This window comes from Hymenobacter translucens (genome assembly GCF_020685205.1).
In the GTDB taxonomy this organism is placed as follows: Bacteria; Bacteroidota; Bacteroidia; order Cytophagales; family Hymenobacteraceae; genus Hymenobacter; species Hymenobacter translucens.
In genome coordinates, this window is record NZ_JAJERB010000004.1 from 313,161 (window position 1) to 328,116 (window position 14,956).

Annotated in this window: 13 protein-coding genes; 2 read left to right on the plus strand and 11 right to left on the minus strand. The window is 63.7% G+C overall.

The features are described from left to right. Window positions 1-25: 25 nt before the first annotated feature. On the minus strand, window positions 26-979 hold the full coding sequence (locus LJY25_RS11490; RefSeq protein WP_227608484.1) for a stage II sporulation protein M: 954 nt from the start codon (window positions 977-979) through the stop codon (window positions 26-28). 104 nt (window positions 980-1,083) lie between these two features. On the opposite strand from LJY25_RS11490, the gene LJY25_RS11495 reads away from it, so the two are divergent. Next, window positions 1,084-1,836 (plus strand): RDD family protein, encoded by a 753-nt coding sequence (locus tag LJY25_RS11495; RefSeq protein ID WP_227608485.1) that lies wholly within the window; start codon window positions 1,084-1,086, stop codon window positions 1,834-1,836. Window positions 1,837-1,920: 84 nt separating this feature from the next. Here LJY25_RS11495 and LJY25_RS11500 read toward each other — a convergent pair whose 3' ends face one another. The 3 genes from LJY25_RS11500 to LJY25_RS11510 form a co-directional block, all read right to left on the minus strand. Beyond that, a complete protein-coding gene (locus LJY25_RS11500) occupies window positions 1,921-3,921 on the minus strand; it encodes a DUF4394 domain-containing protein (RefSeq protein ID WP_227608486.1) in 2,001 nt (666 codons plus the stop codon). A 214-nt stretch (window positions 3,922-4,135) separates the two neighbouring features. Beyond that, window positions 4,136-4,867 carry an SDR family oxidoreductase gene (locus LJY25_RS11505; protein WP_227608487.1) on the minus strand — a complete coding sequence of 244 codons (732 nt, stop codon included), beginning with the start codon at window positions 4,865-4,867 and terminating at the stop codon, window positions 4,136-4,138. Window positions 4,868-5,398: 531 nt separating this feature from the next. Further along, window positions 5,399-5,995, minus strand: a complete 597-nt coding sequence (locus LJY25_RS11510) for a helix-turn-helix transcriptional regulator (protein ID WP_227608621.1) — start codon at window positions 5,993-5,995, stop codon at window positions 5,399-5,401. On the opposite strand from LJY25_RS11510, the gene LJY25_RS11515 reads away from it, so the two are divergent. Beyond that, window positions 5,985-6,137, plus strand: coding sequence for a hypothetical protein (locus LJY25_RS11515; protein ID WP_227608488.1), 153 nt, complete (start codon window positions 5,985-5,987; stop codon window positions 6,135-6,137). The two genes, LJY25_RS11510 and LJY25_RS11515, sit on opposite strands and share 11 nt — an antisense overlap. Before the next feature lie 238 nt (window positions 6,138-6,375). On the opposite strand, the gene LJY25_RS11520 is transcribed toward LJY25_RS11515, so the two are convergent. The 7 genes from LJY25_RS11520 to map all read right to left on the minus strand — a co-directional run bounded on the left by LJY25_RS11520 (window position 6,376) and on the right by map (window position 14,679). After that, a complete protein-coding gene (locus tag LJY25_RS11520; protein ID WP_227608489.1) occupies window positions 6,376-7,758 on the minus strand; it encodes an ABC transporter permease in 1,383 nt (460 codons plus the stop codon). 4 nt (window positions 7,759-7,762) lie between these two features. Beyond that, window positions 7,763-9,178 (minus strand): ABC transporter permease, encoded by a 1,416-nt coding sequence (locus LJY25_RS11525; RefSeq protein WP_227608490.1) that lies wholly within the window; start codon window positions 9,176-9,178, stop codon window positions 7,763-7,765. Window positions 9,179-9,184: 6 nt separating this feature from the next. Next, window positions 9,185-9,892, minus strand: a complete 708-nt coding sequence (locus tag LJY25_RS11530) for an ABC transporter ATP-binding protein (RefSeq protein ID WP_227608491.1) — start codon at window positions 9,890-9,892, stop codon at window positions 9,185-9,187. A gap of 70 nt (window positions 9,893-9,962) precedes the next feature. Next, window positions 9,963-12,383, minus strand: a complete 2,421-nt coding sequence (locus LJY25_RS11535; protein WP_227608492.1) for a TonB-dependent receptor — start codon at window positions 12,381-12,383, stop codon at window positions 9,963-9,965. A 376-nt stretch (window positions 12,384-12,759) separates the two neighbouring features. Beyond that, entirely contained in the window at window positions 12,760-13,155 is a 396-nt protein-coding gene (locus tag LJY25_RS11540; protein WP_227608493.1) for a hypothetical protein, read from the minus strand. Window positions 13,156-13,370: 215 nt separating this feature from the next. After that, window positions 13,371-13,835, minus strand: coding sequence for an RDD family protein (locus LJY25_RS11545; RefSeq protein WP_227608494.1), 465 nt, complete (start codon window positions 13,833-13,835; stop codon window positions 13,371-13,373). Between the two features lie 79 nt (window positions 13,836-13,914). Beyond that, window positions 13,915-14,679, minus strand: coding sequence for a type I methionyl aminopeptidase (gene map / locus LJY25_RS11550; RefSeq protein WP_227608495.1), 765 nt, complete (start codon window positions 14,677-14,679; stop codon window positions 13,915-13,917). Window positions 14,680-14,956: the final 277 nt, after the last annotated feature.

The following is a 14,956-nucleotide window of genomic DNA, read 5'->3' on the forward strand; positions in this document are numbered from 1 at the left end:
GATGCAGGATATAAGGTAAGGGAAATCAGCTTTCGGCCCGCAGGCGGCGCTGTAGCCGCAGCGGGTAATAAACGAAGTACCACAGAATAAAGGCCAGGGAGAGGCCGATGATAAGCAGGCTCACCGCCACCGGCATTTCGGTGTGGCGGGTCACGAAGCTTTCCAGAAAGCCCGCCACCACGAAGATCGGGACGAGGCCGATGGCCAGCTTGAGCCCGTCGCGCGAGCCCCGCCGGAACGACTCGGTGCGGGAGTAGGTGCCCGGGAACAGCAGGCTGTTGCCCATCACGAACCCGGCCCCGCCCGCCAGCACAATGGCCGATATCTCCAGCGTACCGTGAATCCAGATGGTCAGCACCGACTGCGTACCTACGCCCTTGGCGAAGAAGAAATACTGAAACGAGCCCAGCATCACCCCGTTCTGAAACAGCGACAGCGCCGTGCCCACCGACAGCAGCGCGCCCATGGCGAAGGTGCGCAAAGCCACGTAGATGTTGTTCAGGGTGATGTACAGAAACATGATTCCCTCACCCTGGCTTTTGTAGACCGCCATCGGGTCGCCCTTCTCGATGTTGCGCAAAGTCTGGTTTACGTACTGGTCGCCCAGCACCACGCGCACGAAGGTGTCGTCGTAGGCCGCCGACAGCGCCCCGATGCCGGTGGCGACCAGGAAAAAGACCAGGGCCCAGAACAGCTGCCGGTGCGAGCGGGCCACCAGCAGGGGCAGCTCCCGGGTCCAGAACGGCCCAAACCGGTTGCTGCGCTCCTTTTTGCTTTTGTAGAGGGCCTGGTGTAGCTTGCCCGTCAGGGCGTTCAGGTACTGCGTGGTGGTAGAGTCAGGGTAGAAGGTGCGGGCAAACGAGAGGTCGTCGGTCAGCTCCACGAAGCGGGCCGCCAGCTCATCCGGATTCGCCGCCGGCGTGGTTTCGTAGCGCTGCCACTTCTCGGTATTCTGACGCAGAAAAACAGCTTCACGCATAACCCTTCACCTACTGGCACAACCGGGGCACCAGCGCCCGGAGCATCGGTCAAATATACCGATAAACCCACACGGGGCGCCCTAATCCTCTACTTTATTCCGGCATGAATACCATCCGCATCCAAACCGCCCAGAACGTCAGCGTCGAGTACGAAGTAGCCAGCGTGGGCGACCGGATCATTGCCACCATCCTCGACTACCTGGTTATGTTTGGCTGGATGGTCGTGTGGGTACTGATTCTGGGAATTGTGCTGGGGGGCAACGGCACGCGGAAGTTTGATTCGGAAAGCTCTAACCTGACCATCGGGGTGCTGGGCGTCCTCATTATCGGGGTGCCCTTCGTGTTCTACCACCTGGTGTGCGAAATCTTCTTCAGCGGGCAAAGCCTGGGCAAGCGCGCCCGCGACATCAAAGTAGTACGCCTCGACGGCGGGCAGCCCAGCGTGGGCGACTACCTGCTGCGCTGGCTGCTGCGCATCGTGGATACCGGCATTGGCAGCGGCGTGGTAGCCGTAATCACGATTCTGCTCAACGGCCGGGGCCAGCGCCTCGGCGACCTGGCCGCCGGCACCACCGTGGTACGGCTGCGGCCCATGGCCCGGCCCGAGCCGATGGGCGTTTCACTGACCCCGCCCGACTACCAGGTGGTATTTCCCGAGGTCACCAAGCTTTCCGACCAGGACGTGGCCGTGCTGCGCAAGCTGCTGGTAGAGGGACTGCAGCGCGAAAACTACCTGCTGCTCAACGAAGCGGCCACCCGCGTCAAGCAGCTTACCGGCATCCATACCGACCTGGCCGACGAGCCCTTCCTGCGCACCGTGCTCCGCGACCACGCCCACCTGGCCGCCACGCAATAGCCGCCGTACCGTCGACCCGTTTGCCTGATAATAAAAAAAGCCCTCCGAAACGTTCGGAGGGCTTTTTTAAGGGGTTGCGGGTTGCTACTTGAGCACGATGGTCTGCCGCACGCCGGCCGGCTGACCGTCGATGGACAGGTGCAGGAAGTACAGCCCGGCATGCCCGCGCGCGTTCCAGCGCACCTGCTGGGCGCCGGCCGGCAGCATGCCGGCCCGTACTACCTCAACCTGGCGGCCCAGGGCATCAAACACCGTTACGTCCACGCGGGCCGATTTCTCAAGCCGGAACGCAACCGTGGCCTGGTTGGTAGCCGGGTTCGGATACACGCTCATCTCCAGGGTAGCCAGCTCGGCGCGGCGCGTGCCGGTGACGACGCCCGTAGCCGCGGCCACGGCAATATCCCGCACGGCGCTGCCCTGCCCGATGGCGCCCACCAGGGTGGTGGCACCGTTGGTCAGGTTCAGGGTATAAAGCGAGCTGTTGGCCGAAGCAGCCGAGTTGGTAACCAGGTAGGCCGTGTTGGTGCCGGCGGCGGGGCTGTAGATGTCGAGGCTCACGCTGGGCATGGTGGCGTTCAGCGTCAGGCCCGAGCTGCCCAGGGTGTTCAGGGTACCGTCGTTCGGGGGCACCTGGGTGGCCAGGATGTTGAGGGTGCGGTCGTAGTCGTAGAGCGTGGTGCCCGACGTGGCCGTGGCGCCCATGAAGCTGTTGGTGTACGCAACGGTGGCAATGGCCGGGGTAGCGGCGGCGTTGGCATCCGTGGCGGCGTAGGCCAGCTGGGTATCGGTGGCGGCAATGGCGCCGGTGGTGGGCACGAGGCGGAAGTTGGCGCGGTTCGAGCTGGTCACCCGGATGCGGTCCACGGTGGGGTTGAAGTCAAAGCCGATGACGTCGGTGGCTGCGGTGCCCAGGGGCAGCATCACGGCCGGACCCACGGGCGTAGCAACCCCGGTCGTGGCATTGAGGGTGTAGACGGTGGCCATCTGGTCGGCGGCGCGGTAGCCCAGGCCGTAGAGCACATTGGTAGCCGGGCGCACGTCAATGCCCACCAGGGTCTGGTCGGCGGGAATGCCGGTGATGCCAGTGGCCGTGCGGATCAGGCCCGGCTGGGCGGTGTCGAAGGTGAGCAGGTTGGTGCCACCCAGGGCGTAGGCCAGCTGGCCGGTAATGGCGGGCAGGGTGGCCGGGCGGCTGATGGCGAAGGCAATGTCGGTGACGATGGTGCCGGCCGGGCCCACGTTGCCCACCAGCGTCAGGCCCGCGCCGGTCATAAAGTCCAGCGTGTAAAGCTGGGTGGGCATGGCGGGCGGCATGCCCGGAGGATTCTGCGCCATGGTCAGGTAGGCGCTGTTGGTCCGGGTGGTGGGGTTGAAGTAGATATCCAGGTCGGTGGCAATTCCAAACAGGTTCCTGCCGAACGCGGTGCGGCTGTTGAGAATACCGTCGTTGGGCGGATTCTGAACGGTGTAGCGGCTGTTGGCCTCGTCGATGTCGTAGAGCACGGTGGTCGTGGCGCCGATAAACGAGTTGGCGTAGGCCACGGCGCCGATGCCCGGCGTCTGGCCCGCGTTGGCATCCGTAGCGGCATAAGCCAGGTTGCCGTCGACAATGACCGCGCCGTTGTTGGGGTTGAGACGGAAGTTGGTGTTGTTCGAGCCGGTCACCCGGATGCGGTCCACGGTAGGGTTGAAGTCGAAGCCGATCCGGTTAAAGTTGTTGCCCAGGTTCAGCGGCTGGAGCGGTCCTACGGCGGTGAGCACGCCGGTCGTGGGGTTCAGGGTGTAGAGCTGGACTTGGATGTCAGTGAAATTGTAGCCCAGGACAAACAGCTCTCCGGTGTTGGGGCGCGAGTCGAGCCCGACCAGCGTCTGCCCGGCGCCCCGGCCGGTGATGGCCACGGTGGCGGTAAGTACGCCCGGGTTGGTAGCGTCGAAGGTGACAAGGGAGCCAGGAGTGGCGCCAAGCGTGGCGGACAGGCCATAGACGGTTTGCGCGGCGGCCGGGAGCGAAGCGGCCCCGGCCAGGATGGTTCCGACCACGATGCTTTTCAGGGCAGTAGTCCAGCGGGTAGAGGTTGTCGACATAAGGAAAGAGGTGGTCAGGTAGTTGAATAAAGAAAACCGTAAACCCATACGACCAGCCCGCCCGCTGCGGATTGCGGCCCGCCCGGCTTTGCCGGCCTTTTCTGCGCCGGCCCACCGGTTCAGCTTGACTGCTTGCGGCTTCCGGCACCGGCGGGTGCATAAAAAAAAGCCGCCCCCGAAAGGAGACGGCTGGAAAAGCAAGGAGTAGGACCGGCTACCACGGCACCGATTTGCCCTGCCAGGTCAGGAAGGAGCCGTTTTCCTCGGCGTGCAGCTGGTCGGTGAGGCGGATGATGCCGCGGGCGGAGTCAGCCGGGGGCAGGGAGGCGCCTTCGCCGCCCATGGCGGTGCGCATCCAGCCCGGGTCAATCATCACCGAGATGATGCCGTAGTGCCCGGCTTCGGCGGCCACCGTGCGCATGTACATGTTCATGGCGGCCTTGCTGGCGCTGTAGTGGTAGTGGGTTCCGGAGGCTTTCAGCTCCAGGGAGCCAAGGCCCGACGACAAACTCACGATGCGGGCCCTGTGGGCGGCGCGCAGCAGGGGCAGAAACTGCTGGGTCACGAGCAGGGGGCCCACGGCGTTAGTGCCCAGCACCTGCATGGCCTCTTCGTAGCGCAGCTGGCCCAGGTGCTGGGTGTCGGAGTCGGCGCCGATGTCGGAGCCGGGGTGGCCGGGCAGGATGCCGGCGTTGTTGATGAGAATGTCGAGACGGTCGGTGCGGTCGGCTACGGTCTGGTAGGCAGCTGTCAGCGAAGCCGAGCTGGTGATGTCGAGGCCGACGAGCACGAGCTGGTCGCCGTGCTGGGCTTGCAGGGCCTGCAGGTCGGTGGCTTCGGCGGGCTGGCGGGTGGCGGCAAACACCTGGTCGCCGCGCTCCAGGTACTGGCGGGTGAGTTCGAGGCCGAGGCCGCGGTTGGCACCGGTGATAAGGACGCGTTTCATAAAAGTCAGGCTGGGTTGTGGCAGAGGTTGGAAAAGCGGGTCGAAGCCCGTTTGGAACGGAAGTTTAGGTAAATAAAACCCGCTTTTTGGTGGCTTTAGTGGCCCCGGCGCAAAAAAGCCAGCCGGGAACGTTCCCGGCTGGCTTTTTTCTGTTCGGTCCGCTGCCGGGGCTAGACCTATAATGATTTAGACCGTCATGCAGAGCATGTGGCGCATCAAGCCAGGGACGAAGCATCCCGCGTGCTGACGCCGGAGTTAGTAATCCAACGACGCACGCGAGATTCCTCGGCTGCGCTCGGAATGACTGCCTTTGGGGTAAAGCTCTCCGCTGCTGGTGCGAGTTTAGCGCCGCGCAACTCGTGCCGGCCTTCCCGGGAAGCGGTGCGCCCCCGTCGGCCCACGTCGCCTGGACGACTCCCCGACGGCGCGGTTCCGGCTTGCCGCTGCCGCGGCAGGGGAGGCTGAGCCTCCCCATCAGGGCTGGGCACTGGTTACGCTGCGCTAAACCCGGCGCCAGTGCCGTGCCTGCACTCAGGCGGCTGGGGGCAGCAGGGAGGCCAGCGCGGCGGCTTCGGCTTCCAGGGCTTCGGCCTGCAGGCGTAGCAGGTGGTAGCGGGCACTCAGGTCGGGCGGCAGGACCGGGCGGCGCAGGTCGAGCCAGCGGTGGCGAAACCAGCTTAGCCAGGCAGCCCAGGCGGTATCCGGGTCGGGCTCGGCGGCCAAACCCGGGTCGGGCGGCAGAGCGGCGCGCAGGGCGGGCAACGCCGCGGCCCAGCGGGAGGCCACGGTGGCCTGGGCTTCGAGGGGGCGCAACTGGGCGCGCAGGCGGCCCACGGTGTGCCGGCAGTGGTCGATGCGGGAAAGCAGGGGGGCGGCCTCGGGTGAGGAGAGCGCCAGGAGCGGGGCCGTAGCCGAAGCCAGCCGCAGGACGGCAGGGGCGGCCCCGGCCGGGGGCAGGTGGCGAAGCAGCGGAGCCAGGGCTTCGGCGGTGGCTTCATTAATTCCCCGCCGGCCGGCTTCGAGGTGGCTTACTTTCACCTCGCTCACACCCAGCCACCCGGCAACTTCCTGCTGGGTCAGGCCGAAGTACGCCCGCAGGGCCGCGACCATCCAGCGCTTGGGCGCCACCAAGGTCGCTGAGCAGGAGGTGACGTATTACGGCGAGCAGCCCAAACGCAACTTCGTGTTTGAGTTAACCAAATCAGCCTGGGCCGCCCGCACCACGAAAGCCGGAGCACCGGCCGCTTCCTCGTGGTTGGTGGTTTTGTAGTGATTCGCTCGTTTAGCTTTCCGGCCGTTCCACCGAATTGACGGGGGCACCCCGCTGAGCCCTTTCCGTGACTCCGGAACCCCTGCGTCAGCACCTAATTTGACTTTGTGCCCAGGTCGTCAAACGTCTGGTGCCCTCCCGCTGCCTTTACAGCCCACCTTCTCGGTGCACCAGGCCGGGCGGTGAGTTTTCGGCAGCGCGTACTCTCTTGCGAGCAGGTAGGAATGTAAGTACATCCTCAGTGTGGCAGAATCGACCGTCGACGCACCAGCACAAAACCCAACGCCAGCACTGCCGTCACGCTCAGCAGCAGCTTGCTAAGGCCACGCCGGACCGTAGGCATTTCCGACTGGCTGGTAAAGGTATGCTGGGGCTCACGCGCGTAGTCGGCATGCGTAAAGTCAACTTTGCGGAAAAGCAATGGGTAGTAAAATGCCCGTAGCGAGTCGTGGTAGCGGGCCGCGCTGCGCTGAAACGCCAAGTGGGCAGGCAGGTCCGAACCTCCCAAAGCGTTGAAGCTGGTTTGAGCAATGATGGCGGGAGAAAACAGATTGAGCGTTTCCACTAAATCGTAGCGCTGCTGCAGGCCCTGGGCGTACGCGCGGGCCTGGCTGGCCACGGCTTGGTCGCCAAGATGCTGGAAGGCATAGTACCAGCGCCACGCAAACCGCTCCCGGATGATGGTCGTATCTCGCCATTGGGGGTACAGGCCGAAAAAGCGGTTCATGGTCTGCGTTTTGGGCTTATCCCAGCCGGCATGGATTTCCTCCCGCTGCCGGATGGTCAGCTCGATGCCCTGCGGCACGGGGCGGGCAGCTGCCACGCCGAGGCTGAGCAGGCTGGGCACCAGCACCACCAGCACCAGCCACACCCCGAGCAGGGCCACGGCATTCACGGCCGAGGCTCGCTGCCAGGCCGTAACGACCAGCGCCACGCCAAACCAGAAAAGGCAATAGAGCGTGCTCATCGCCAGCCAGCTTGGCACGCGGATATCGAGCGGCACGCCGGCCCAGGCCATGCCGACCCCGGAAAGCAGCCAGGCCAGGGCCATCACAATGCCAGCCCGGAAGGCGAGCTTGGCTCCCAGCACCGTGGCCGGGCGCACGGGCTGAGCCAGCAGCAACGTCAGAATGCCTTCTTCCCGCTCTGCGGACAGCAGATTGAAACACAGCGCGATGATGAGCAGCGGCAGCAGGTACACCAGTACAAAGGCCAGGTCGAAGTTGCCGGTGAGCGTTTTCATCGGGTTGGTGTTGTCGCTGGCGTAAAGCTGGTTGTGCAGCCCCAGCAGCCGCAGCTTCACGTAGGTAGGGTTCACGTCGCGCAGTCCCAGCGAGAGAGCCGCCCACGGGTCGGGGTGGTGCACGGCGAAGGTGGAATGATAGTAGCCGATGTCGCCGGCATCGGTCGGGCCGGGAAACTTCACTTTCAGCTCCTCAACGTTGCGGTGGGTGAGCTCCGGCAGGGTGGCCAGCTGCTGGCGCTGGCGCTCGATTTCAGTGGTGCCGTAATAGATGCCATACAGACCCGTGGCCAGTAGCAGGCCACAGAGCAGCACCAGGCCTTTGGCAGCGCGGAAGTGGCGCCACTCATAAGAAAACAGAATCCAGAATACGCGCATCCGATTAAGCAATAGAGGTTTTGGAAATCAGCCGCAGGCCCAGCCAGCTCAGGACCATCGCCCAGAGCAGCAGCGCGGCTACCGGCAGGAAAAGGTGCGGCAGGGCCCAGTGTAGGTTCGGCGCCCGGTAGGCAAAAACGGGCAGTTCGCGCCAGGTGTGCGCGTCCAGCCGGCGCTCCTTGTCACCGTAGCCCATGCTTGCCTGCAAACCGTTCAGGCGCTGCACCAGCCCGTAGCGGTAGGCTTCGGCGGCCTGCTGAAAGTGCACGTAGTGCGTAAAGTCGGAGCCGGCCAGCCCCATCGACAGCGGCCGGATGGCCTGGTAGGGATTAAGCAGGCCGGCCCAGTCCGACAGGCGGTTTTGCTGCTCGTAGGTGGCATTCAGCGCCGCGAAATGCTGCTGATATACCCGTGCGGAGTATGCTTCGCCAGCCGCCATCTGTACCCCGGCCACGCTCACCGGCAACTTTTCCTCGGAGTCGACGCCGTACTTTTTCAGCAGCGCGGCCTTGATGGCTGCGGCCCGCTGGTCGTGCGGGTCGTGGCCATTCACACCGTGCTGCGCTTCCTCGTGCACCTCGGCATCCATCTGGGCTTTGGTGATGGTGGGGTAGAGCGACGCGCCCAGGTTAGCCGTGGCCTTGGGCAGGATAATGCCGCCCAGGATCCAGAGGCCGAGCAGGGTAACCAATGCGGCGCGGGAGCTGGCCTGCCGGGCCGACACGACCACCGAGCCTACCACGAACAGGAAGAAATACACCGCGTAGCTGAGCCCGAACAGCACCAGTCGCGCCAAAAGGTCCGTGTTCGAGGCAAACTCTTCGCCCGTGAACAAAAGCGCGGCGGCCAGGGCCAGGGCCGGCGCCACCACCAGTGCCACGGCCTGGCAGTAGCCGCGAATCTTGCCCCAGGCCACCTGCCGCAGCGTAGTACCCTGGGCCAGCAGCAATTGCAGCGTGCCGGTTTCCCGCTCTTGGGTAAATGCTCCGAAGCAAAGGAAAATGATGAGCAGGGGCACGAGCAGCTGTAGCACGAAGGCCACGGTCATCTCCCCGAACCGAATCAGAGAGCCCGACTGCTGGGCCTGGCTGAAGTTGACGCTGTTCTGCTGGTGGGCTTCCAGGTACACGGCGCTGCCGGTAAACGAGTCTACGCCCGCATCCAGCAAGCTAAGACCCGACCTGGGCCGGAAGGCAAAGGAGCCATAATGGGCCACGCGGTGCGGATGCCGCGCCGGCTGGTTGCGGAACTGGTCGTTAACCGTGGTTTGGGCCAGCTGCCGCTCCCGCTGCAGGGTGCGGAAGGAGGCGCGGCCCACCAGCGTGGCGGTGAGCAGCAGGGCCAGCACCAGCGCGCTCAGCACCACGAAGCGCCGGTCGCGCAGGGTGCTGATGAATTCTTTTTGGGCAATGCTCTTCATCGGGGGCTAGTTCATGTAGGTGAGGTAGAGCTGTTCTAGCTCTTGGGCGTTGAGGGTGGCCGTGGGCCGCACGTCTACCAGCTCGCCTTCGCGCATGATGCCCACGCGGGTACCGACTTCCTTGGCCCGGAAGATGTCGTGGGTGGCCATGAGCACAGCCGTGCCCTGCCCGCTGAGGCGGCGCAGCAGCTCCGAGAATTCGTTGGATGCCTTGGGGTCGAGGCCAGAAGTGGGCTCGTCGAGCAGTAGCACCTGGGCGTGCTTGGCCACGGCAATGGCAATGCCCACTTTCTGACGCATGCCCTTGGAGTAGGTGCCCACCCGTCGCCGGGCTGCTTCCGGGGGCAGGCCCGCGTCGGTGAGATAGTCAAGCAGTTCCTGGTCTGCATACTGAAAGCCCGCCAGGCTGCTGAACAGGGCCAGGTTTTCCAGGCCCGTCAGGTGGGGATACAGCATGACATTTTCCGGAATGTAGGCCAAGTGCTTTTTGATTTCGAGCACATTCTTAGCCACTTCCAGTCCGTTGACAAAGGCCGCGCCCGAGGTCGGCTCGACAAAGCCCAGAAACAGGTTAATGGTGGTGGACTTGCCCGCGCCGTTCTGGCCCAGCAGGCAGAAGATTTCGCCGGGGGCAATCTGCAGATTCAGCCCGCGCAGGGCCAGTTTGCCCGGGTACTGCTTGCGCAGCTCCCGGGCTTCGAGGAGGTAAGACATAAAGTTGGAAATCAGGGGGTAAAGCCGCGGAGCAGACGAAGCGTTGGATGAAGGACCGCGCGCCGGGCGCTTAAAAAGTGTAGGCCAGCGTGGCCATGAAGTTGCGCGGTGCGCCGGGGCTCACGCGGAAGAAGTCATACCCACCGACGAAGTAGTGCTTGTCGAGCAGGTTGCTGGCGTTCAGGTGAAAGTTGAATCGGTTGATGGTGTAAAAAAGGCCCGCGTCCAGCACGGTGTAGCTGGGCCAGTAGCCCCAGTACAGCTCACCCTGGGCATCAGGCACGCGGTTTTCCATGCGGCGCCGGGCCACGTAGTTGCCGCCCACGGCTACGCCCAGGCCGCGCAGGGCCAGGGCGGAAAACGTGTACTTGGTCCACAGGCCGGCCAAGTGGCGCGGGGCATTGGCCAGGGGCTGGCCGTTCTCGGCGGCCACGTCGGCGCGCAGCACCTCGGTGGCGTTGAAGGCGTAGCTGGCGTTCAGGCTCAGGGTGGGCAGCACGTTGCCGGTCAGTTCCAGCTCCGCCCCACGCGAGCGGGCCACGCCGTTCTGGCGGTACTCCGGGCTGTCGAAGGCCGTGATGTTGCCAGTGCTCACCAGCTGGTTGCGCTTCTCAATCTGATACACAGCCACGGTAGCCAGCAGCGCCTTCTGGAAGAACTCGCCCTTGAGCCCGGTTTCTACCTGGTAGCTGGTTTCAGGACGAAACGCCGAGCTGCGGCCGTACCGCTCCGGCGTACGGATGAATTCGGGCTTCAGCGGCCGAAAGCCGGCGCTGTAGGAGGCGAAGTAGTTGACATGGTCGCTCACCGCATAGGTGAGGCCGGCCCGGGGCAGCAGCTGACGCTGGGCAATGGTAGCTGAGCCGTTGTCGCGCTCATCGTTGAACATTTCGTAGCGCAGACCCAGCAGCAAACCCAGGCGCGGGGTCACGGTAAGCTGATCCTGCACGTACACGCCGGTGGTGTGGTACTCGGCGTTGAGGTAGTCTACAAAGAACTGCGGCAGGGGCCGGCGCACGTACTTGGTGGGGTCCTGCAGCTCGTACACGGGCTTATCCAGGTTCAGGGTCAGCGGCGAGGTCACGCCGTTCACCAGCTTCTGCCGCGCTTCCCACATGGTGCTTTGCTTGTCGGTGGTAAAGCGGATATAGTCCAGGCCCGCCACCACTTTGTGGCTGATAGAGCCCGTGGCCTGGTTCAGGGAGAAGTAGGCGGCCAGGTTCTTGGTGTACTCTTCGGCCTGCCGGGCAAAGTAGCGCAGGTTCATCACCGTGTTGGCCGGCGCGTCGGCATAGGTGTTCAGGGTACGGTGCTCGCTCAGGTCTTCGTTGTAGGTAAAGTCGAGGTAGGACGCATTAAAGGATAACCAGTCCGCGAAACGGTGATTGAGCGAAGCGTTCAGGTAGTAGGTGTTGGTGCGGAAGTAGTCGCTGGGCTGGCTTAGGGTAAACGAGCGGGGCAGCGCGTACAGGTCGCCGCCGCGCACTACCTGGCCGCGGTCGAGGTAGCCGTCCACGCGGGTGTACACCAGCTCGGCGTTGACGGTGGTTTTGTCTGAAGCCAGGAAGGTCACCGTTGGGGCCACCATTACCGAGCGGCTGTCGTTCACGTCGCGGAAGGTGTTGGACTTCTCATAGCCCGCATTAAACCGGTAGAGCACGTTGCCACGCTCGTTGAGCGGGCCCGTCAGGTCGGCGGTGGTGCGAGTGGTGTTGAACGAGCCGGCCGAGAAGCTTACCGCCTGCCGGGCTACGTCGAGCGGCTTTTTGGTGACCATGTTCACCGTGCCGCCGGGGTTGATGTCGCCGTACAGCGCTGAGCCCGGCCCTTTAAGAATCTCCACCCGCTCCAGGTTCACCGTGAGCGGCGCCACGAAAAACGAGTTGCCGTAGCTGAAGCCCGAGCGCAGGCCGTTCAGCAGCCGGAAGCCGCTTTCGTAGCCGTTGCGGAAGCCCCGGATGGACAGGTCGTCGTAGTGCGAGTACTGGCTTACGCCGGCTACGTTCTTCACCACATCGGGCAGCCGGAAGGCCTGCCGGTCGTCCATCAGCTCCTTGGTTACCGTCGAAATCGACTGCGGTACATCCTTGGGGTTAGCGGCTGTTTTGGTGCCCACAAAGCTGTAGGCGCTCTTGTAGGTGGTTTCCTTGCGGCCCAGCACTTCCACTTCCTGCAGGGCGTTGGTGGTGGCTTGCAGCACGAAGTCCACGGTTAGCGTTGGCTGCTCGGCGCTGAGCCGTACCGTGCGGCGCTGCTCCTGGTAGGCCAGGCTGCGGGTGATGAGGGTGTATTCGCCTAGGGGCAGATCCAGCGAAAAGTGTCCATCTGAGCCACTAAGCGCGGAAAAGCGGCCCGCTGATTCCAGCACTGAAACGCCTTCCAGGCCCCGGCCGCCGGGACCGGTGATATGACCATCGAGGTGACCGGAAGCACCTTGGCCAAGAGAAAAGAAAGGGCATAGCAGCCCTAAAAACAACAGGAAACGAAACATAAAAGCAAGGGTTGACCTGTCGTAGGCGTCGTGCGGCTACGAGTGGGTGAAGTCAGAAATAAGAGAGCGGGAATTGCCCCTTTGCCGGGGCAGGCGCACAAGCGGGCTCTGCTACACGGTCATCGGCCCATAAGCCAACCTACTACAGCAGCGTCACGCTGCCGTAATGGGGCAGCGTGATGCACGTGCTGTGGCCACACAGCAGGGAGCATTTCCCGTAAGCAGCAGAGCAAGGCAGCTTCGGCTCCACGCGTCGCCCATAGCCCGGCAGGCTATTTCCCATGAAAAGGCTATCCGGCTGCCCAACGACAGCACATGCTAAGCCCTGTCACCATGTGACAGAGCATCCATAAAGCAACAGGAGCTGAGAGCCGCCTTAGGCTGTTGGTGGCCCGCGCAGTTGGGCGGGTATGCGTGCAATCCAAGGCGCTGTTGCTACCGTGGGCACAGGTACTGAGGCAAAAAACAGCGGGACCGCCTGCACCGGTATCATCACAGGAGCACCCGGTAAAAAGGGCACGTCGTAAAAGTGATCCACGGCACAGTGCTGGTGCTGGCTGCTCACCAGGGCTTTGCCCTTGGTTTGGAAAGCCGGCGCCTGCGCCGGTTCCTCGGTGGTGTGGCTGTGCGCGTGCAGATCCAAAACCCATGCCTCGGGCAGCAGCGTCCGCGTCAGGCAGAGCAGCAGGAGCAAGGCGATATAGGAGCGCAGGGCGAACACGGAGCAAAGATGCGGCAGAAATGCGGAAAGCAAATGGTGTTTCTTGCCCAAGGGGCGCAGTCAGCAAAAACGCTCGTTTTGTGATCTACTGCCAAAGAGTGCTTGCGAGTTCAGTAAGGGGTGCTAAAACTGACTAGCCACGCTCTTTGCCGGCGGAGCGGAAACAAGCGTGGCTAGTCAGTTTTAAGATTAATGCGGCAGCAACGGTCCCCCGCGGAGCTCAGGCATGCGGGCGGGCCCGGGCCCGGCGGGGTGCGGGAGGCGGCCTACCGGTCGCGGTCGATGCGCACCACCCGGGTTTTGGAAAGCCGGTCGTGCAGGCCGCTTTCCGGGTCGCCCAGAAACGAGAAGGCTTCGAAGGGAATAAGCCGGCACAGGGAGCGGATCAGCGCGGCGCGGGTGGTAATCCGGGAACCGTCGGCCATAATCACGCGGGTGCGGGTAAACAGCTTGCCGATGGTGCGCCCCGTGGTGGCTTCCAGCACGAAGTAGTAGAGCGACAGCAGGAGCATGCCAACCAGGGTGCTGAAAGGCCCCTCGAGCCCGTTCAGCAGGTGGACGTTGCCCGACATGCTCAGGCCGATGCCAACCAGAATGCCCGCCCCGATGCAGCCCAGGTAAAAGGCGGCTATGTCGATCAGGTAGTTGCCGAAGCGCTGGCCCTTGCCGGCCGGAGCCCAGTCGATTGGCACGGTCAGCTGGTCAGCGGCGAATACGTAGTCTTGTTGCATAGAATGGAAGTTGGATTAGCCATCAATATGCATAGAAAACCAGCCGGCTGCAATAGCCCCCGGCACAGTCGGGCGGTCCCTAGTCCCAGATGTTGTTCGCAGCCGTCAGGATGAGGGGCTGGCCGTCGGTAATCACGATGGTGTGCTCGTGCTGAGCCACGAAAGAGCCGTCCTTGGTGACCAGCGTCCAGCCATCGTTGGACTGGTGGGCAAACGTGGCCCGGGTAGAGATAAACGTTTCGACGGCCACCACCGAGTTCTTCTTGAAGCGCTTCAGGTTGTGGCGGTCGTAGTAGCACGGAATTTCGCTGGGCTCCTCGTGCAGGCTGCGCCCCACGCCGTGCCCGACCAGGTTCTTGATCACCTTGTAGCCGGCCCGGCGGGCTTCGGTTTCAATCAGGCGCCCGATCTCGGCGATGCGCACGCCGCCCCGGATCTGGCTGAGCGCCGTGCGCAGAATCTGCCGGGAGGCATCCACCAGGGGCTGGTGCTGGTGCACGTCGGCGCCCAGCACAAACGAGCCGCCGTTGTCGGCCCAGTAGCCATCCAGCTCCGCCGACACGTCGATGTTGACCAAGTCGCCTTCCTGCAGCGTGCGCAACGCCGACGGAATACCGTGGGCCACTTCGTTGTTGACGCTGATGCACGTCCAGCCGGGAAAGCCATAGGTAAGCTTCGGGGCGGACTTAGCACCCTGACCGGCCAGCAGCTGCCCGCCGTACTCGTCCAGCTCCCGGGTCGTCATGCCCGGGCGGGCGTACGCGCGCATTTCCCGCAGCGTGGTAGCAACGGCCTGACTGATTCGCTGGAGCCCGAGCAGCTCGGCCTGGGACGTGATAGACATAGAAGTAGAAGCGTAAGGGTAACCTGTCATCCAACAGCCGGCCATCCGCCGGCTTGGGCCGCAAGATAAGCAGGCTGCTCCGGCTCGGCCGGGCTGAGGCTTTTCAGAGCCAACCTATTGGTCCGCCCGGGACAACGGCAGGAACCGTCTGCATTCCCCTCACCAGCCCCCGGAAACGAGCAACGCCCTTCTCCGGATTAGTAGAGAAGGGCGTTGACTTTTTGAAATCAAGCCTGCTGCGCGAAGAAAGGAAGGCTCTTCCCGGCACTCAGGATGA